Annotated in this window: 16 protein-coding genes; 6 read left to right on the top strand and 10 right to left on the bottom strand. The window is 38.6% G+C overall.

Features of this window, described 5'->3' with window-relative positions:
- Window positions 1-54 precede the first annotated feature (54 nt).
- Together F928_RS09375 and F928_RS09370 are read left to right on the top strand one after the other, a co-directional pair.
- Window positions 55-615, top strand: coding sequence for a PadR family transcriptional regulator (locus F928_RS09375; RefSeq protein WP_005073984.1), 561 nt, complete (start codon window positions 55-57; stop codon window positions 613-615).
- A gap of 2 nt (window positions 616-617) precedes the next feature.
- Window positions 618-1,535, top strand: a complete 918-nt coding sequence (locus tag F928_RS09370) for an alpha/beta fold hydrolase (RefSeq protein ID WP_002120883.1) — start codon at window positions 618-620, stop codon at window positions 1,533-1,535.
- Between the two features lie 48 nt (window positions 1,536-1,583).
- Here F928_RS09370 and F928_RS09365 read toward each other — a convergent pair whose 3' ends face one another.
- The 6 genes from F928_RS09365 to argC all read right to left on the bottom strand — a co-directional run bounded on the left by F928_RS09365 (window position 1,584) and on the right by argC (window position 8,029).
- Window positions 1,584-2,639 carry a 3-deoxy-7-phosphoheptulonate synthase gene (locus tag F928_RS09365; protein WP_005073981.1) on the bottom strand — a complete coding sequence of 352 codons (1,056 nt, stop codon included), beginning with the start codon at window positions 2,637-2,639 and terminating at the stop codon, window positions 1,584-1,586.
- Between the two features lie 425 nt (window positions 2,640-3,064).
- Entirely contained in the window at window positions 3,065-3,427 is a 363-nt protein-coding gene (locus tag F928_RS09360; protein WP_005069026.1) for a YnfA family protein, read from the bottom strand.
- A 3-nt stretch (window positions 3,428-3,430) separates the two neighbouring features.
- Entirely contained in the window at window positions 3,431-5,707 is a 2,277-nt protein-coding gene (clpA, locus tag F928_RS09355) for an ATP-dependent Clp protease ATP-binding subunit ClpA (protein ID WP_005073979.1), read from the bottom strand.
- 9 nt (window positions 5,708-5,716) lie between these two features.
- Window positions 5,717-6,130, bottom strand: coding sequence for an ATP-dependent Clp protease adapter ClpS (clpS, locus tag F928_RS09350; protein ID WP_002121129.1), 414 nt, complete (start codon window positions 6,128-6,130; stop codon window positions 5,717-5,719).
- Between the two features lie 9 nt (window positions 6,131-6,139).
- Window positions 6,140-6,898 (bottom strand): DUF6776 family protein, encoded by a 759-nt coding sequence (locus tag F928_RS09345; RefSeq protein ID WP_014206946.1) that lies wholly within the window; start codon window positions 6,896-6,898, stop codon window positions 6,140-6,142.
- 75 nt (window positions 6,899-6,973) lie between these two features.
- Window positions 6,974-8,029 (bottom strand): N-acetyl-gamma-glutamyl-phosphate reductase, encoded by a 1,056-nt coding sequence (gene argC / locus F928_RS09340; RefSeq protein WP_016805956.1) that lies wholly within the window; start codon window positions 8,027-8,029, stop codon window positions 6,974-6,976.
- Window positions 8,030-8,213: 184 nt separating this feature from the next.
- On the opposite strand from argC, the gene F928_RS09335 reads away from it, so the two are divergent.
- Complete coding sequence (locus F928_RS09335) at window positions 8,214-9,734, top strand: hypothetical protein (protein WP_005073976.1); 1,521 nt, start codon at window positions 8,214-8,216, stop codon at window positions 9,732-9,734.
- Here the strand turns inward: F928_RS09335 and F928_RS09330 are convergent.
- Together F928_RS09330 and rpiA are read right to left on the bottom strand one after the other, a co-directional pair.
- Window positions 9,731-10,411: a YgjP family zinc-dependent metalloprotease gene (locus F928_RS09330; RefSeq protein WP_005073973.1), complete on the bottom strand. Its 681-nt coding sequence runs from the start codon at window positions 10,409-10,411 to the stop codon at window positions 9,731-9,733. The genes F928_RS09335 and F928_RS09330 overlap by 4 nt on opposite strands.
- Window positions 10,411-11,082: a ribose-5-phosphate isomerase RpiA gene (rpiA, locus tag F928_RS09325; protein ID WP_002046900.1), complete on the bottom strand. Its 672-nt coding sequence runs from the start codon at window positions 11,080-11,082 to the stop codon at window positions 10,411-10,413. The genes F928_RS09330 and rpiA overlap by 1 nt, the downstream gene beginning before the upstream one ends.
- 101 nt (window positions 11,083-11,183) lie before the next feature.
- On the opposite strand from rpiA, the gene ilvA reads away from it, so the two are divergent.
- The 3 genes from ilvA to ntpJ all read left to right on the top strand — a co-directional run bounded on the left by ilvA (window position 11,184) and on the right by ntpJ (window position 14,882).
- On the top strand, window positions 11,184-12,731 hold the full coding sequence (ilvA, locus tag F928_RS09320) for a threonine ammonia-lyase, biosynthetic (protein WP_170814121.1): 1,548 nt from the start codon (window positions 11,184-11,186) through the stop codon (window positions 12,729-12,731).
- A gap of 144 nt (window positions 12,732-12,875) precedes the next feature.
- A complete protein-coding gene (trkA, locus tag F928_RS09315; RefSeq protein WP_005069007.1) occupies window positions 12,876-13,526 on the top strand; it encodes a potassium channel family protein in 651 nt (216 codons plus the stop codon).
- 18 nt (window positions 13,527-13,544) lie between these two features.
- Window positions 13,545-14,882, top strand: a complete 1,338-nt coding sequence (gene ntpJ, locus F928_RS09310) for a TrkH family potassium uptake protein (protein ID WP_005073970.1) — start codon at window positions 13,545-13,547, stop codon at window positions 14,880-14,882.
- 39 nt (window positions 14,883-14,921) lie between these two features.
- Here ntpJ and pldA read toward each other — a convergent pair whose 3' ends face one another.
- A complete protein-coding gene (gene pldA / locus F928_RS09305; protein ID WP_005073968.1) occupies window positions 14,922-16,076 on the bottom strand; it encodes a phospholipase A in 1,155 nt (384 codons plus the stop codon).
- A 21-nt stretch (window positions 16,077-16,097) separates the two neighbouring features.
- On the bottom strand, window positions 16,098-19,037 hold the full coding sequence (locus F928_RS09300; RefSeq protein WP_005073967.1) for an insulinase family protein: 2,940 nt from the start codon (window positions 19,035-19,037) through the stop codon (window positions 16,098-16,100).
- Between the last annotated feature and the right edge of the window lie 271 nt (window positions 19,038-19,308).

Genomic DNA, 19,308 nt, shown 5'->3' with positions numbered 1-19,308 from the left:
ATGTTGCATAATCTCATGAGTCACACTTTACTTTTGCTTACAAACTGGATTGCCATGTCACTTCCTCATGTTTTATTGACCAGCTTGCTTGAACGTCCAAGTACAGGGTTTGAACTTGCCCGCCGCTTTGACCGCTCAATGGGCTTTTTCTGGAATGCCACTCACCAGCAAATTTATCGTGAACTCAATAACATGCTTAAAAAAGGCTGGGTTTCCACTTTAGAAAATGAAATGGATAATGGCCGAAAAAAAACCTATCAGGTCGAACAACTGGGTCGTATAGAACTAGCCTCATGGATGACGCAACAAAGTGAACCTGCACAGCTTCGTGATGATTTAATGGTTAGATTGCGTGCAGAAGCACAATTGAGCAATAATCAGATATTACCTGAACTGTTAAGGCATCTTGGTTTACATCAAGAGAAGCTCAAACTTTATCAAAGTATTTATGATAAAGATTTTAAAGACAGTGATGATCTAAATGACCGTGTGTTATACATCCACAAAATGATCTTAGAACTTGGAATTACGATGGAAAGTGAATGGATCAAATGGTTGGAACAAGTCATCCCTCAATTAAAACTCTTTGCCCAAGATAACCCATCTGGAGAATAGCCATGCCGTATTACACCATGCCCGATCGGGAAAATTTATTTGTACGCCGTGTTGGTCGTGGTGAGCCTGTTTTGGTTTTATCTGGCCTTGGCATGCAAAGTTGGCAGTGGCTACCGTTTATTTATGCAAACCGTAAAGAATATGAGTTTATTATTCCAGACTGGCGTGGTTTCGGTGGGTCAAAGAATTGTGCAATTCCCGAGCAAGATGCCATTTCTAGTCATTGGCAAGATGTTGCTCATTTGATAGATCAATTAAAACTCGATAACTTTATTTTGATGGGTTATTCAATGGGCGCGACAACTGCCATGCATGGCATGAAACACGCTCAACTGGCACAGCAGTTAAAAGCCTATTTACATATTGATCAGACACCCAAAATATCAGTAGATTCAACTTGGGAATATGGTTTATTCGGCCCTCTTCACACTCAGTTCAAACAACTATTAAATGATATTTATCAATTATTGCTAAAGCATAAAAACGCCAAATATCTTTATGAACTATCTCTTCCAGATCGACAAGAACTAGTCCGTCTATGGGTAGATTTTATTGAGTTACAAAGTAGCAATCCATTTAGTCCACTAGTTTTTAAAACAGCTTTAAAACAGCCTTTTCTACAAAAATACTTATTACCTATTCAACGTTTGGATTACTTGTTTTGGTATGTTGAAAACTATCTTTATCATAATGAAGATTATCGAGAAGCAATTCAGCAGTTAGCATGTCCTACCACTTTCTTTATTGGTCGTAATTCGACACTTTATCCAGAAACTGGTCAGACACTAATTGCACATAGCGTTGAGCATGCAAAAGCAATATATTTTGAACGTTCAGGCCATACACCTTTATTAACCGAGCCTAAAAAGTTTGGGCATGAAATCACTACATTCTTATCCGAACTCAAGCATGCTTCTTAAAAAACAAAGGGATCTATTTACAGATCCCTTTTTAAAGCCCATAAATAATTAAGCGGAATGAGCTAATTCTTTTGTCTTTAATTGCTTCGAGACATTTAATAAAAGCTGCTCTGTTTTTTCCCACCCTAAACAACCATCAGTTACTGACTGGCCATAGGTCATATCACAAGAAATCTTTTGGTTACCATCAACCAAATGACTTTCAATCATGACACCTCGAACTTGTGTTTTTAAACGTTCAGCAACGATTTGCTGTAAAACTTCTGGCTGACGCAACGGATCTTTCCCACTATTACCATGACTACAATCAATCACCAGTGCAGGTAAATTCTGTTTGTACTTTTCGCGTATAGCCTGAATTGAAGCCAAATCGTAATTTGGCCCATGATTCGCACCACGCAAGATCAAGTGAGGTAATGGATTTCCAGCACTCTGAATCACTGAAGGCAAGCCTTGTTGATTCATTCCTAAAAATTGATGTTCATTTTGCGCGGATTGAATCGCATCTAGTGCAATCTGAATAGAACCATCAGTACCATTCTTGAAACCAATACTGTATGGCATATGACTAGAGATTTCACGGTGAATCTGAGATTCGCTTGTGCGAGCTCCAATTGCACCCCAAGCCAATAAATCATCAAAATAGCCAGTTGCCATTGGGCTTAAAATTTCACTCGCAATTGGCAAGCCCTTTTCAATAATTTGTAGGTACAGTTCACGAGATTTTTCTAAACCAAGTTGTAAATTTGATGAGCCATCTAAATTCGGATCATACATGAACCCCTTCCAACCAACTGTGGTACGTGGTTTTTCAATGTATGTACGCATCACGATAAAAATCTGATCTTTAACTTTTTCTTGTAATTTTTGTAGTTTTTCAGCGTATTCAAGTACTGCAACTGGATCATGAATTGAACAAGGCCCTGTAATTACCATTAGACGATGATCTTTGCCGTTAAGAATATTTTGAATAATTTGGCGGTGTTCGGCAATTTGACGTGCGAAAGAGTGTGCAAGCGGGTATTTCGCTTTTAACTGGATAGGTAAACTAACTGGTGTTTCTTTTGTATTGGTTTGAGTCAGTAAAGTATTTAGGGCATTCATTGGTTTTTTCCTTGGGACTGCAATCTACTCAGTCCGATCATTTATTTGAGCGTTTTGGATCTATTCGTTGGTAAAGGTAAGCAAAAGTAAAACCAATAAAAGTTGCTAAAGTACGAATAAGTCATGTTGTTCATTTTAAGTTCCTCGATTCTAAAAAGATAAAGCATAAAAAAACCTGATCGGGGTTGCCGATCAGGTATTAACTGTGATGGGCAACTTTCTCATGCCCGAATACGCTCAGGCAACTATCTAAATTGCCAAAAGTAATAATAAGCGTTAGTGTTCACAGATTGATTTAACATCTTTATCTCAAATATTAAAAAATGTTCCTTAAATCTAAAATACGCATTGTTGATGAGTTTGACAAGTCTTTTTTTTGAAAAAAACTTCTTATTTTCTCGCTTAAGATTTGATTCAATGATGCATTAACGAATCAACCCTTGAGGTTGCAAAATAATTAAACCAGCTCCACAAAGCACAATTAGACCACCTAATATATCCCATCTTGTTAATCCCACCTGATCAACAAAGCGTAGCCACATAAGCGCAGTAAAAATATAGATACCGCCATAGGCCGCATAAATGCGCCCAGAAGCTGCCGGATGTAAAGTCAACAACCATACAAAGATAGCCAGACTTAAGACCGTAGGTAGCCACAGCCAAGCCGACTTACCCTCTTTTAAAATCAGATAAGGAAAATAACAACCAAGAATTTCAGCAATTGCCGTGATAATAAATAACCCGAATACACTGAGTATTCGGGTTATAGCAAGACTATCAATTAACATAAGTTATGCTGGTTCTGCCGTATGATGATCTTCAAACACTTCAAGTTTTAAGCCGACAGCTTTGCCATCTTCTTTTTTCACCGATACAGCCACGTTACCACCATGATCTGCAAGTTCACCAAACAGAATCATTTCAGCGAGTGGTTTCTTCAAGTGTTCTTGAATGAGACGTTGCATTGGACGAGCACCCATCAAACGGTCATAACCATTTGTAGCTAACCAATCTCGTGCACTTTGATCAACATCAAGAACAACTTGTTTTTCATCCAATTGCGCTTGTAATTCTGTCAAGAATTTGTCGACTACAGACTCAATCACAGTTGTTGGCAATGCTTTGAATTGAATAACACCATCTAGACGGTTACGGAACTCTGGAGAGAAAGCACGTTTCATCGCTTCTTGGTTATCAGAACTATGATCTTGTTCCGTGAAACCAATGCTCGCGCGAGAAATACTTTCTGCTCCAATATTCGTAGTCAGAACAATAATCACATTTCTAAAATCTGACTTACGTCCATTGTTATCCGTTAAAGCACCATGATCCATGATTTGTAGCAATAGATTAAACACATCTGGATGTGCTTTTTCAATTTCATCAAGCAACAAGACACAATGTGGATTTTTGTGAATCGCATCAGTAAGCAAACCACCTTGGTCATAACCCACATACCCTGGAGGTGCACCAATTAAGCGTGAAACTGCATGACGTTCCATATATTCAGACATATCGAAACGTACAAGCTCTACACCCAATAATTTAGCGAGTTGCTTAGTAACCTCAGTTTTACCTACACCTGTTGGACCAGCAAAAACAAAACTACCCACTGGTTTATCTGGTGACTTCAATCCAGCACGAGATAACTTAATCGCTGAGCCTAATGCAGTAATTGCTTCATCTTGACCAAACACCACACGTTTCAAATCACGCTCAAGATTTTCAAGCACTGACTTATCATCTTTAGACACAGTTTTTGGTGGAATACGAGCAATCTTAGAAACGATATCTTCGATATTCTCTACAGTAATCAAGCTATCATCACTTTCAGCTTTCAAACGGCGTTGAGCACCTGCTTCATCAATGACATCAATTGCCTTATCTGGCAAGAAACGATCATTAATGAACTTAGCAGAAAGCTCTACAGCTGATACCAAAGCCTTATCGTCATATTGTACGTGGTGAAAATCTTCAAACTTAGTTTTCAATCCACGTAAAATATCAATCGTTTCCGAAATACTTGGCTCATTAACATCAATTTTTTGGAAACGACGTGATAACGCATGGTCTTTTTCAAAAACCTGACGATATTCTTGGAAAGTCGTTGAACCAATACAACGTAAAGTACCATTAGCTAAAGCTGGCTTAATAAGATTTGAAGCATCCATTGTGCTGCCCATACTTGAGCCTGCACCAATGATCATATGAATCTCATCAATGAATAAAATCGCATTTGGATTTTTCTTCAATGCATTAAGCAACTGTTTTAAACGTTTTTCAAAGTCACCACGATATTTAGTTCCAGCAACTAATGCACCAATGTCCAGACTATAAATTTCAGCCTGACTTAAAGGTTTAGGTGCTTTACCATTCACAATTAACCATGCCAAACCTTCAGCAATCGAGGTTTTACCCACACCTGGATCACCCACAAGCAATGGATTGTTTTTGCGACGGCGACACAGAATTTGAGCTGTACGCTCAATTTCTTTTTCACGACCAATCAATGGGTCAGTTTTGCCTTTTTGCGCTTCAACATTTAGATTCAGCGTATAAAGCTCAAGTGGCCCTGCATTGCTTGCGCTAGTTTCACCTTCAATATCTTCAACTTCTTCTTCAACTTGTACTTCGTCTTTACGTGTCCCATGAGACAAGTATTGAGTCAATGTCAAACGATTGATTTGATGACGTTTAAGTAAATACACAGCAAAAGAATCACGCTCTGAATACATTGCGACCAAAACATCTGCACCTTCAACAGTACGATCGCCGCCACTTGATTGCACGTGAAAAATAGCACGTTGCAAAATGCGGTCGAAACTTTCTGTTGGATGAGGCGCTTGCTCGCTATTTTCGCCAAGCTTAGGAGTATGCTGTTCTACATATTCTTCTAATTCTTTACGCAAAGAAACTATATCAGCCCCACATGCTTTTAATGCATTCACGGCTGAATCGTTGTCGAGTAGTGCTAATAATAAATGTTCAACTGTAAGAAACTCATGTCTCTTTTGACGAGCCATGCTAACAGCCAAACGTAATGATACTTCTAATTGACGACTGAGCATGTAACCCCCTTATGCTTTAGGCTCAATCTGGCAAAGTAATGGATGACCTTGCGATCGAGCGTAATTATTAACAAGGTTTGCCTTAGTTTCCGCGATGTCTCTTGGATAGACTCCGGCAATACCTTTACCTTCATAGTGTACTGTTAGCATTACTTGAGTTGCTTGGTCAAGATTCATTGCAAAGTATTGTTGTAAAATTTCAATTACAAAGTCCATTGGAGTGTAATCGTCATTCATTAATACGACTGCATATAATGGGGGACGCTTGAGTTCAGGAGGGGCTGTTTGTACAACAACCTCTCCATCATGATCTTCGTTTTGCGAATCACTTAAGCGTGGGTGGAAGTGCCAATCGACATAGCCAGACTGCTGAAAAGAAGCCTTGATATCTTTTAAGTTTGTTTGACGCTTATTTGTTCGCATAGGATGTTACTATTGTGAATTTGCTTCAGCTTGAGGAATTTCTGCCACGAAAGCAGAAGATGTTTCGACAGGTTTACCACGCTGCCAACTAAAACGTTTAATAATCGGTGTATCAGAGCCACCAGTTAAACGCACTTCAATAAATTGAGGCGTGAAACCTTTAGGCATTGTCCAACGACCTGTTAAGCGCTCAAAGTCAGTAAAGTTAAAGTTCTTCGCTTCAAGTGGTACGACTAAAACCTCAGTATCTTTGATCAATCTGATTTCAACCGATCCTAAAGCACGGCGCTTACTTGGACTTACTTGAACTAAATCTAGTTGATATTCATAAGCATTTTCAGGTAAAGGCTTAATTGCCAGATTTTGGATTGTTAAGCTCAAACCACCGCGCTGTCTCAAAATCTCACGGTAGATATTACTCATACCTTCTTGCTGAGTCTTATCGGCGTTCGCTTGATTAAGCGCTTCAAATAGATCATTTGCATTCGTCACAGCCACATCACGCTCTTGCACCGCTGCATTAAGGCTTTTGTTAACTGCATCTAAGGCTGTTTTTTGCTTTTGCACCACTTCAACCAATTGCTCCGCATCTGCATCGTAACCAACAACAGTTAAACCTTGACGGTGCCCAATTGTATAGCCGAGCGCAAAACAACCACTCATTAAAATAGCAGCACCAATAAACAAAGGCTTATTGGTGTTTAAAAATTTTTTCTTTTGCAACGAACTTTCTGCTGAAGTCGTCTGTCCAGAGTTTTGCATCGTCATCTCAGTGTTCAAGATCAGAGTCAAGACACACATTTAAATCGAAATTTAAATGTGTGTGAAGCAAAAAAGAGTTTTTTATGGTAATAAACCAATCCCTTGTAAGCCTTCATCTTCATTAAAGCCAAACATAAGGTTCATATTTTGTACAGCCTGACCAGATGCACCTTTTACAAGGTTATCTTGAGCCGCCAAAATAATCAGTTTATTTGGTTGTGGTTTATATAATGCAATACGAAGTTCATTCGCACCGCGTACACTACGTGTTTCAGGTGAACTATTTGCAGGCATAACATCTACGAATTTTTCATTAGCATAGAAGTTTTCATACAAAGCTTGTAAGTCTGTCTGCTTACCAGCTTCTGTCAAATCTACATAAATTGTACTCAGCATACCGCGAATCATAGGTACTAGATGAGGAACAAATAAGAGTCCATCAAACCCGCCCTTTTGTCCTGCAATATTTTCTAAGGCTTCTACAATTTCTGGATGGTGACGATGACCTGCAACACCATATGCTTTAAAGTTATCAGCGTTTTCACTATAAATCATGCCCAAGCTTGCTTTACGGCCAGCACCCGAAACACCAGACTTCGCATCAATAATAATATTTTTGGTTTCAATGAGTGCTTGTGCTGATTTTAATAGTGGCGCTAAACCTAATTGAACAGTCGTCGGATAGCAACCAGGGTTACCAATAACTTGAGCTTGTTTAATTTTTTCGCGGTTTAACTCAGTTAGACCATATACAGAATCTTTTAGTACATCTGGGCAAGCATGCTCCATACCATACCATTTTTCAAATTGTTCAAGATCTTGTAAGCGAAAGTCTGCTGCTAAATCAATAACTTTAGTTCCAGCTGCAATTAAATCTTTGGCATGTTGCATGGCAACACCATGTGGCGTTGCAAAAAATACAACATCACACTCTTTTAATGCATCAATGTTTAAATCTGAAAATTGAAGATCTGTATGTCCACGTAAATTAGGGAACATATCTGCAACTGGTTTGCCCGCTTCTGTACGTGAAGTAAGAACTCGAACCTGCGCTTTAGGATGTCGTAATAAAATACGTAATAGTTCAACGCCTGTATAACCTGTTCCACCAACAATTCCGACAGAAATCACGTGCATTACCTCAATTTTTGAATCTATACTTGGGCAGTAGTATGACAGGATGTCCAAGCTTACAAAACCATTTCATGCTTGGTAATTTTAATTTTTTTAATTTTAGCGACAATCAGATAACACTTACTGGACTGTCATAACCACATAAATATCAGCAAATAAATACCAGATTAATTTTTGGAGAGCTAGGATGCTTCAACAATCAAAAGAAACAAAATTACGCACATACCTTGGCTTGAGCACATTCATTTTAAGTGTAGCCCTTACTGGTTGCGGAGGTGGAGGTAGTAGTGGAGGCAGTTCACCCACTACACCAACGCCCGTTGACCCTACACCTGAAGCAACAACTGAGGTCACTTTAAAAACCCCTGTAGAAATGCGTAATATCCAGCTTAAAGTATATGACAACACCAACAACGCTGTTCTAGTGGATACTCCAATTGCGAGTTTAAATAGCTTTAATGTCAAAATTCCTACTGCAAAATTGAATCGTTTATATCGCGTAGAAATTACAACTCAAAGCTCATCTCAAGTGTTTGACCCCATTACTCCACAATACCAAACCTTGTCAGGTATTTATCATGCATTTATTACACCAAACAGTGTAAGTGGCAGAATCCAATTCATTAGCCCAAGCAGTGAAGCAGTTTATCAACGAGCTGCCATACGTTCGGGACAACTCCCTCAAGAAACGATTGACCCAACCCGTATTGAGCAATTACATGTAGATTTAGCTTCTCAAGATGTCTACAAATCGTTAATGAATGCGTTTAAAGATGGTGACATTCCAAGTTTAAGTCCAGCTAATTCCCTTCTGAATTTAACTTTGTTGCGATACTCAACTACTAAACCTAGTACATATGTAGATAGTTATCTTAGCTTTGGTTACTTACAATATTGGTCAACCATTCATGGCGGAGCAAATACCTACCAAGAACTTGTTAAAAGTTTAACAACTGATTTAAAAGATGGCTTTTTGGATGGGAAAAAACTTCATGGGGATCAAACATCCTTCACTCCTATTTTCACACCTGCTCCAGATAATATTGATCCAATCAAAAACACCCTGTTAGATATTGCAACCAATCAAAAGGCGACACGTGATTATTTTGCTACCAATCTACGAGCAGCCACCTTACAACTAGCAGTTTTGCAAGACCAACCTCGTCTTGACCAAATAGGATATGATCTTTTAAAAAATAAACAGTACTCAGGAATTGTTCCTACTGTAAATTCAACAACATTCATTCGCATTGACGGTGCTGGAGATTATCGTAGAGCTGTTGGATTTACTACCACAGCGATTTGTAATGGATCAACCTATCCATGCAAACAAGGCTTAACCAGCATCAATCTATCAGATCCAAACCTACCAGCTACAGACTATTTAGTGGGTCACTATGAAGACACCTCAACTGGATGTCAGCTTAATTTTCGCGCGAACGGTCAAATCGACTTAAGTAAAGGTTCACAAATTTATCGTGCTGCTTTAAGTGCTGATAGTACCGATAATTTATTGCAAACAGATGCTGCTAGTTCAAGTTATTTACTCAATTCAAGTTCAGCCGAACCAAATAACACGACGCAACAATACAACTTTATCCAATTATCTATTAAAGCAAATAAAATTATTAGTGCTAAAGCAGGTTTAGATAGCCGGAAAGCACCCGATAGCTTACAAACGCCTCAACTAGAATGTACCTTTAGTTAAGCTGAAACATACCACCATGCAGGCAATGGATTTGATTTAAGTTGTCTGCGGTGTTTTTGAAAATATGGATCGTATTTTTCAACTTCTGCCCAAAATGCAGGACTATGGTCAAAATGTTTAGTATGCGCCAACTCATGAATAGCCACATAGCGAGCAATTTCATGTGACATAAGCACCAGTCCTGCATGTAGCATAATATTATGCTGACTACTACAACTTCCCCATCGAGTTTTCGGGCGACGAATTGTACACTCCCTATAAGCCAAATGAGTGTGCTCACTTAATTCTTTCAAAAGCTCTGGTAATTCTTGTTTCGCATAAGCAATAACTGCGTTTTGCAATGCCAAATATGGCTGTGTGTCTTTAATAAATAAAGAATTGTTTTCCCAGTCGAATTGAAAAACACGATGCTGCTTTTGAACAACGACTTGAAATGGCTGTTCTTTATTAAAGAAATAAATTTCCGAAGGAATTTCAATGGATGCCGATTGGACGTTTTGTTGCTTATTCCATGTCTCGGTTAACCATTGTTCAGATTGTGCTAAAAAATGCTGAATTTGTTTTTTACTACAAAATAAAGGAACCGTAAGACGGATTGAAGCAGGCTCAACACGTAAGCGCAATTTTCGTGCTCTTACGTGTCGAACGATTTTAATCTCTGGCATTTTTGCAGACATTACTGTGCTGTACGCTCTTCAATACCATTATTCGTTGCAACAATTGCAATCGTTGCAGGATTTAAGGCGAAGATACCGTTAGTTACCACACCAGGAATATTGTTAATTGTTTTTTCCAGTTCAATAGCATTTAAAATATTAAGATTGAAAACATCCAAAATAACATTACCGTTATCTGTAACTACACCCTCACGATAAACTGGGTCACCACCTAAACTTACCAATTTACGAGCTACAGCCGAACGCGCCATTGGAATAACTTCTACTGGAAGTGGAAAATCACGTCCAAGTTGATCAACCCATTTTGAATCATCAACAATACATACAAATTTCTTAGCGATTGATGCAACAATTTTCTCACGTGTTAATGCAGCACCGCCACCTTTAATCATATGCATATGACGGTCGATCTCGTCTGCACCATCAACATAAGCATCTAGGCTACCTACATGGTTCATATCAACCACTTCAATACCAAGTTTTTTAAGACGATCAGCAGTTGCTTGAGAACTTGCCACAGCTGCTTCTAATTGTAACTCAGGGAGTAAATCAATTAGAAAATTTACGGTACTTCCAGTCCCAACACCCAAAATGCCACCTTTGGGTAAGTGTTTTAAAGCAGCTTTCGCAGCAGCTTGTTTCTTTTCATCTTGGGTTGCATATAGGCTCATTACATCACTCAACTATTTTTTGACATTTATGCGCCAATAAACGGCGCAAATGCACAAGGGTTTGCTACAATAATTTCCTATTTTAAACTGTTATAGGGAAGATGAACATGCTGTCTCGTGTGGTACGACAAATTTTACAAGCAACGGTTTATGATGTTGCAATTGAAACACCTCTCGAAGCAGCTCCACGAATTAGTCAAAAATTAAACAATACAATTCGTTTTAAGCGTGAAGATTTACAACCCGTTTTTTCTTTTAAATTACGCGGTGCCTATAACCGTATTAGTCAATTACCAAAAGAACAACTTGAACGCGGAGTAATTTGCGCCTCTGCTGGTAACCATGCTCAAGGCGTAGCTTTGTCAGGACAAAGATTAGGAATTCCCGCTATTATTGTTATGCCAAGCACAACACCTGACATTAAAGTTCAGGCTGTTAAACGCTTAGGTGGTCAAGTCGTATTACATGGCGATAGCTTTGATATTGCAAATAAATATGCTCAACAACGTGCAGAAGTTGAAGGTCTTGTATTTATTCCACCCTATGACGACGAACTTGTCATTGCAGGTCAAGGCACTATTGCCAATGAAATATTACGTCAATGGCGTGATGTAGAGTACGTGTTTGTTGCCGTAGGTGGTGGTGGTCTTATTTCAGGCGTAGCAGCTTACCTTGGAGAAGTTGCACCGCACGTAAAAGTTATTGGCGTTGAATATGAAGAGTCAGCTTGTTTAAAAGCAGCTTTAGAAGCAAATGAACGTGTAATTTTGCCACATGTAGGCCTATTTGCAGATGGTACAGCTGTTGCCCAAATTGGTGCTTTACCATTTGATATTATTCGTTTGCGCAAATCTGATAACTCAGGCCCGATTGTTGACCCTGATATTGTCACTGTAAATACAGATGAAATCTGTGCAGCAATTAAAGACACATTTGATGAAAACCGCAGCATTGTTGAACCTTCTGGAGCAATGGCATTAGCGGGTATCAAAAAATATATTCACGAACATAAAATCAGTAATAAAAATATGGTGTCGATTGTGTGCGGCGCCAATATGAATTTTGATCGCTTACGTTATATTGCTGAGCGTACGGAGTTAGGTGAGCAACGCGAAGCGATTTATGCGGTTACCTTATCTGAAGAAAAAGGCGCATTCTTAGGCTTCTGCCGTGCTTTACAAGGTCGTAATATCACTGAGTTTAACTACCGCGCAAACAATACAGACGAAGCGCAAGTATTCGTCGGTATTAGTTTAAAAGGTGGAGATGCAGAGCGCCATGAAATTTTGGAACAATTAAAACAGCAAAATTATGTAGTTGATGATCTCTCTGACGATGAGGTTGCCAAATTACATATTCGTTATTTAATTGGTGGTCACGCAAACCTAGATGATGAAAGATTGTTCCGTGTTGAATTCCCTGAACGTCCGGGTGCGCTCTTAACCTTCTTAACTCGTTTAGGTCCAACCCACAACATTACCCTCTTCCATTACCGTAACCACGGCGCTGCTGAAGGTCGTGTACTAGTTGGCTTACAAGCAACAGATGCTAAACAAAACCCTGATGGATTGATTGAGACTCTCGAGCAGATTAATTATCCGTATGCAGAAATTACTGATAACGTCGGCTATAAACGCTTCTTAAAATAATCTTTAATTTTGATGAAGAAGCCGACAAAGTTGTCGGCTTTTTTATACAATCTTTTTATATTTCTATCATCTTTACATTGCATCTCTTTATCTTAAAGAAAATATCCTTAAAAATAATGATCTAACTCGGAAAAAAGGACCAACATGGCACAGTTCGCAGTCATTGGCTTAGGTAGTTTTGGAGCAACGGTAGCTCAAGAACTCACAAAATTAAATCATGATGTTATTGGCATTGATACGGTAAAAAAGAATGTCGAAAATCTTGCTGACGTTTTAACTCATGCCGTCATTGCTGACGCTACTGACGAACATGTGCTTGATGAATTAAACATTCAGAACTGTGATGCGGTCGTTGTTGCAATTGGTGAAGATATTGAAGCCAGTATTTTGTGTGTGCTGAACTTAAAAAATCTCGGCATTGATAAAATTTGGGTAAAGGCAAAAACCAAAGCTCATCACACCATTTTGTCACACCTTAATATCAATAAGATTATTCATCCTGAAGAAGATATGGGAGTAAGAGTTGCTCAAGCCCTGAATTACCCAATGGTAAGTCGCTATATGTCTTTAGAAGATGATCATTACATTATCAAAATTGAGATCCCAGATAAGCTTAATGGCATCAATTTATATGGCATTATGCAGCAAGCTCCTCAAGTCAAAACATTGCTCGTGAAAAGACAGCAACAAATTTTGTTTGAGACTGAAGAAAATTTCACTTTGCAAACACATGATATTCTTATTTTAGAAGGTCATTTATCACAGTTAAAGAAACTTTCTAATTGCTTCTTATAAGAAAACGAACTCTAGAATATGTCCATATATCCCAAGCCTCATAAAACGTTAAATTTAAGCCCTCCTTCTCTTTTAGCGCTAGGGTTTTTAGGCTTTATTACTTTTGGCACTTTATTGCTTAAATTGCCATTTGCGAATACAGGCAATGTCAGTTGGATGGATGCGCTTTTTACAGCCACCTCAGCAGTTACCATTACCGGTCTATCCGTTTTAAATATTCATGAGTCTTTTACCCTCTTTGGGCAAACTATTATTTTATTGCTGATCCAGTCTGGCGGTTTGGGATTTATGACTTTTGCGATATTGGCAGCATTAAGTTTGTCACCAAAAGTTGGTCTTAAACAGCAAATGATGGCTCAAGATAGTCTCGGGCAAACGAGCCTATCTAAAGTTACTTTTGTTGCTAAAGGCGTTGTCACCTATACTCTTATTTTTGAGCTGATTGGTACAATTATCCTCACGACTGCTTTTACACCAACATACGGGTTTGCACGTGGTTTATATTATGCAGTTTTTTATAGCATTTCCTCATTCAATAATGCTGGTTTTTCATTATTTTCCAATAGTTTAATGAATTTCCAAAGTAACTATATTATTTGTATAACCATTAGCATCCTTTACACTTTAGGTGGTCTTGGTTTTTTAGTACTCATGGATATTAAACAAAACAAAAAATGGAAAAAACTAACACCCAATAGCAAGCTTATTCTTACCACTATTGCAATTATCAACCTCGTTGCGTTTATTTTAATATGGGCCTTAGAAGCTCAAAATCCCGCGACTTTAGGGACATTAAACTCAGGTGAACAAGCCTTAAACGCTTGGTTTCAAGCAACAGTCCCTCGTTCCTCTGGTTTTAATACCATTGATACAGGTGCAATGACCAATAGTAGCTCCTTACTCATGATGTTATTGATGTTTATTGGTGGTGGCTCACTGAGTACAGCGGGTGGAATCAAAGTTGGAACCTTTGTCATTTTAGTACTTAGTGTAATTTCATTTTTACGCCGTACAGATGAAATTAGAATATTTAACCACTCTGTATCTCACGAAACGACCTATAAAGCATTAGCAGTGACTGCTATTACGAGCATACTGATTTTTATAGGCTTCTTTACTCTTTTGCTCTTAGAACCTAAAGCAGATTTTATGAACTTGCTTTTTGAGGTTGTTTCAGCGGCATGTACAGTGGGTCTCTCTCGTGGAATCACACCAGATTTACATAACGGTAGTTTATTCATTTTAAGCCTACTCATGTTTGCTGGAAGGCTTGGACCTTTAACACTCGCCTATTTAATCGCTACTCCGAAAAAGAGTCGACTCAAACATCCTCAAGCCAATATTCAAATTGGATAATAAAAAAGCCGCTTTAAAAGCGGCTTTTCTTATAGCTTCTTAGTACCAATTCAAGAGCGATACACCCAAACCAGCATAAGTTGCTCGATGGTTATAATCAATTAGGCTTTCACCATAACCGTTAAACAACTGGAAATGTCCGCGTAACTTGCCACTGATTGGAAAAGCCCAATCAAATTGCACAGCACCATGAGAGTCATCACCACCTTTCAATGAATGACGCAGCATTAAAGAGAAGTCATTCTGCTTCCACTTATAAAACGCTGTTAAATCACCACGACCAATGTAATCTTCCATATCCGGATTATTATCATCTTTACTATCTTCTTCAAGACGAATCCATGGACGAAGCATTAAAGCAAAATTACCACGCTCCAATCCAACATTAAAGATTACACGGTTCCAGCTACGAGATAATGGATCTGAGCGACCATTTGACTGATGGTTTAAGGTAACTCCAAGCAAACGCCCATCTAAACCAAGCAACTCGTAGTTCGTTCTAAACATTAAACTTGCTTCTGGCTCATAGTTCGTTTCACGGAATGGGCGAGATTCTTCAGCATTGAACGTCTGCCAGCGTGAAGATTGTGTATACCCTACCCACAAATCACCATTATTTCCAAAAATATTTTCCCAAGCTTTGGTTTTCAAAGAAATCTGAAACTTACTTTCTGTTGATTTCAGATTCTGAGCATCCGTTACAGTGTTATTTGGATTTGGACTACTCGGGAATTCATTCTTGTCACTAGTCCAAAATACAGGTAGTAAATAGACTGGCTGATAAGCACGAATATTCCAAACACCGAGTTTACTTTTTTCAGATAACTCCCAACGTTGATCTAGCAAAGAAGTAGTAGGCTCAAGTGTAGGTGCTTTACCAATCACTTTAATATTACTAACTGTCTCTACCACCTTCTCTTTAAATGTTTCTGGTTGAACAGCAGGCTGATCGATTTTTTTAACAGGCTCAGGTACTACTACAGCGGCTTGCACAACAGGTAGAGCTGCTGGTTTAAATACAGAGTCGTAACAAGCCAGACGATCGGCATTCGAAGCAAGAGCAACACATGCATCAACTGTGGCAGGGTTTGCTGGAGCTAAGGTATCAGCATATGTTACAGACGCACATAAACAGCTAAGCACGATTCCCATGCTTAGCTGTAAAGATGTGCGTTCAAATTGTTTGAACGCCATGTTCAATCTCCAATTTTTATTTTAATTAACTTGTTGAATGGTAAAACCTAATTGCTGCAATTCATCACGCTTAGCAAATGGCGCAACTACAGCTTTTACAGGAGTTTGCTCTACTAAATATTGACGAGCAACACGTTTTAAATCATCCAATGTTACATGCAACAATCTTTCACGCAAAGTACGACGGAAAGCTGGTGTTCTCGCATGCAACAATGCATAACATGCTGTAATCGCTTCACCCGCTGGAGAGCCTGGTTTATCCATACTTGCCACTAAACCAAGAATCGCTTCTTCAAGCTGATGAGGTTGTTGCTCTGTATTTAATAACCATTGCACGCTTGCCTCAAAGTCTTTAAACGTCTCTGCTAAACGTGGGTCACGATAGCTAAAGAAACGGAATGAGCATGCATTTCCATCATAACTAGCACCGCCGCCATAAGCACCACCTTTTTCACGGATAGCGCTGTGCAAGAATCCGTTACGTAAATAAGCTGCCAATACCATTAATGGAGCCGCATCTGGATGCGATACTTCTACAGCTTGATATGCAGAAGCACAGAATTGAACATTGGCCTGAATTAACCAAGCTTCATGATTATTATCATTAGCTTGTTCTACTTGAGTTAACTCAGTTGTAGCTGTATCAACATTCAATTTATCCCAAACATTCTGGATTTCTTCAACCAAACGTTCAGATTGATGTTCTTCACACACTAGTAAGAACTGTTTAGGTGCTTGCAACAACTTACTATGAATACGTTTTAATTCTGCAATCAGCTCATCGTAAGCGGCATCATCTTGAGTAATTTTAGTAACAAGCTCACCCAGCCAGTTCAATGCACCTAAACCTGTGTTTTGATAGTCACGTTGAGCCAAGGCACTCATGTTACGAGAAGCAATCTGCATCGCATAGCTATGACCTGATCCAGAGAGACGAGATTGCCAACGTGTTTTACGTTGTTGCAGTAACTCGATAATTCGTTCTTTCTCATCAAATCGTAGATGTTCAAATGCTAATTTTAATAAATGAATTGCATCAAATTTCTGAGTCAACGATTTAGTCGTTAAAGTCAACCAAGCACTAATTTTATCTTTATCATCAACTTTACTACGTAAAGAAGCGCCCATTCCTAAACCACCACTTACAGCAGTTTGTAAGTTTTGTAGTTCAAGATAGCCATATTCGCCTGCACCTACTTCACCCATCAAAATAGAAAGCAAATTGAAGTAAGGTGACTTCACAATATCTTCAGGGATCTGGATAAGTACTTGTTGATAGTAAATGCCGTTAGTACCCGCATGGTACAAGTTCAACGGCGTATCCATACGATTACAAATAATTTCGCGTAACTGACCTTGCACAATATGCAAGTCAGCAGGTACATCTTCCAAACCTACTTTTGGCAATAACTCAAGATTATCAGGAGTGTCCTGACGTTCCTCTAAAGCCTTAGTCTTAGCAATGATTTCAGCCTTATCAGCATCTGTTAGCTTTTCACCAATAGCCGCTAAACGAGCTTTTTCCGCTTCCTGCTCTTTTACAGACTTGGTCGGGTCTGGAACTAAAGTCATTTGTACGCGATGAGGGTTGTCGAGCAAATGTGTTTGAATCAGATTTGATAACCACATTGGGTCTTTCAACTCTTCTTTAACTTGTGCAATTGCGCTGTCAACATCCCAAATTTGGATTGGATCATTATGGTGAATCGCACCACTTAAGCCATTTAAAATTAGACTTAAACCATAAGGTGTGCCGTCACCATTAATTTCACGTTGATGTAACTCGATTTGATGCAAAATTGCATCGACTAAATTACTGTCAATTGGTTTAGCAGCAACATCACGCAGAATATTTAAAACACCATCTCTAAAGCTTTGCGCATGTTCAGGATTTGAACCTTGAACACCACAGTAGAAAGTCATTTCAAAATTACTATCGTCTACGCCCATTAATGGACCTGTAGATTGAGCATAACCACAAGTTTCTAAGTAATGACGAAGTGGCGAAGCCGAATTTTCTAATAAAATTCCTTCAACTAAACGCATTCCTAAACGCAATTTAATGTCATTTGCTTCTGGTAATAACCAAGATAGAACATGATAAGTTTTATCTTTTAAATCATCACTATCAACACCGTAGTTCTCTGTTACTTCAATTGGTGCAGCTAAACGTTTTTCAGGCTTAGAGTATAAAGTTGTTCCCGCAGAAAACTTGTGTAGAGCTAGTTTTTCAAATTGCTCTTGTAATTCATATGCTGTCTGATTACCAAAGGTCATGAATACAGCATTACTTGGATGGTAATGTACTTTATAAAAATCGACTAACTGCTCATACGTTAAATCAGGAATATCTTTCGGGTCACCGCCTGAGTTGTAATGGTAAGTCGTTTCAGGAAATAAATGATGGGCCAACTGATGATAAAGTTGGTCAGACGGCGCACTCATCGCACCTTTCATTTCATTAAAAACAACACCTTTATAAACAGGTTGACCATTTTCCAGTTCAATACGAATACCTTCTTGAGCAAAATCAAGTGGATTCAAATTGGCAGCAAATGCCGCATCAAGATAAACAGAAAGTAAGTTTTGAAAATCTTTTTTGTTTTGAGTAGCGAATGGATATGCTGTCCAATCTGCTGCGGTAAATGCGTTCATAAAAGTATTTAAAGAACGACGAATCATTAAAAAGAATGGATCACGTACCGGAAACTTTTCAGATCCACACAAAGCCGTATGTTCTAAAATATGTGCCGTGCCTTTAGAGTCCATAGGCTGGGTTCTAAAAGCAACAAGAAATACATTTTCATCATAATCAGTTGCCAAGTGATAATGCACCGCACCTGTGACTTTATGCTTATATTCAGACACTAAAATATCTAATGCTTCTACATGGTGCTGACGTAGCAACTGAAACGCAGGGTGAACAGTTTGAGAAATGGTTTCAGTGACATCTACAGTCATGTGATCTCCTAACATATCGGATAAGTGAATAAGTCTCATTATAGCCTGAGTCAGCTTGAGATTGGCGAACAAAAGCCAAGTAAAATACTATGTTTTTGTTGAGTATTAGTTTTCATTGGCACAGCTTTGATATCAAACACATAGCCATGAATGTTTTATCCTAACAGAACAAAAGCTTTTAATTCTATGTATATGATAGACATTGAATTAAAAAGCTTATCAATTTTATCTTAACGAGCTATTTTCGAATCTAAAGAATATTCACACAACA

The organism is Acinetobacter pittii ATCC 19004 = CIP 70.29 (assembly GCF_000369045.1).
In the GTDB taxonomy this organism is placed as follows: Bacteria; Pseudomonadota; Gammaproteobacteria; order Pseudomonadales; family Moraxellaceae; genus Acinetobacter; species Acinetobacter pittii.
Note: the sequence above shows the minus strand (reverse complement) of the source record. Positions and strands in the feature narration are given on the sequence as shown.

Coding starts and splice junctions, on each gene's coding strand:
- F928_RS09375 (WP_005073984.1), top strand. CDS start 55: ATGTCACTTCCTCATGTTTTATTGACCAGCTTGCTTGAACGTCCAAGT.
- F928_RS09370 (WP_002120883.1), top strand. CDS start 618: ATGCCGTATTACACCATGCCCGATCGGGAAAATTTATTTGTACGCCGT.
- F928_RS09365 (WP_005073981.1), bottom strand. CDS start 2,639: ATGAATGCCCTAAATACTTTACTGACTCAAACCAATACAAAAGAAACA.
- F928_RS09360 (WP_005069026.1), bottom strand. CDS start 3,427: ATGTTAATTGATAGTCTTGCTATAACCCGAATACTCAGTGTATTCGGG.
- clpA (WP_005073979.1), bottom strand. CDS start 5,707: ATGCTCAGTCGTCAATTAGAAGTATCATTACGTTTGGCTGTTAGCATG.
- clpS (WP_002121129.1), bottom strand. CDS start 6,130: ATGCGAACAAATAAGCGTCAAACAAACTTAAAAGATATCAAGGCTTCT.
- F928_RS09345 (WP_014206946.1), bottom strand. CDS start 6,898: ATGACGATGCAAAACTCTGGACAGACGACTTCAGCAGAAAGTTCGTTG.
- argC (WP_016805956.1), bottom strand. CDS start 8,029: ATGCACGTGATTTCTGTCGGAATTGTTGGTGGAACAGGTTATACAGGC.
- F928_RS09335 (WP_005073976.1), top strand. CDS start 8,214: ATGCTTCAACAATCAAAAGAAACAAAATTACGCACATACCTTGGCTTG.
- F928_RS09330 (WP_005073973.1), bottom strand. CDS start 10,411: ATGTCTGCAAAAATGCCAGAGATTAAAATCGTTCGACACGTAAGAGCA.
- rpiA (WP_002046900.1), bottom strand. CDS start 11,082: ATGAGCCTATATGCAACCCAAGATGAAAAGAAACAAGCTGCTGCGAAA.
- ilvA (WP_170814121.1), top strand. CDS start 11,184: ATGAACATGCTGTCTCGTGTGGTACGACAAATTTTACAAGCAACGGTT.
- trkA (WP_005069007.1), top strand. CDS start 12,876: ATGGCACAGTTCGCAGTCATTGGCTTAGGTAGTTTTGGAGCAACGGTA.
- ntpJ (WP_005073970.1), top strand. CDS start 13,545: ATGTCCATATATCCCAAGCCTCATAAAACGTTAAATTTAAGCCCTCCT.
- pldA (WP_005073968.1), bottom strand. CDS start 16,076: ATGGCGTTCAAACAATTTGAACGCACATCTTTACAGCTAAGCATGGGA.
- F928_RS09300 (WP_005073967.1), bottom strand. CDS start 19,037: ATGACTGTAGATGTCACTGAAACCATTTCTCAAACTGTTCACCCTGCG.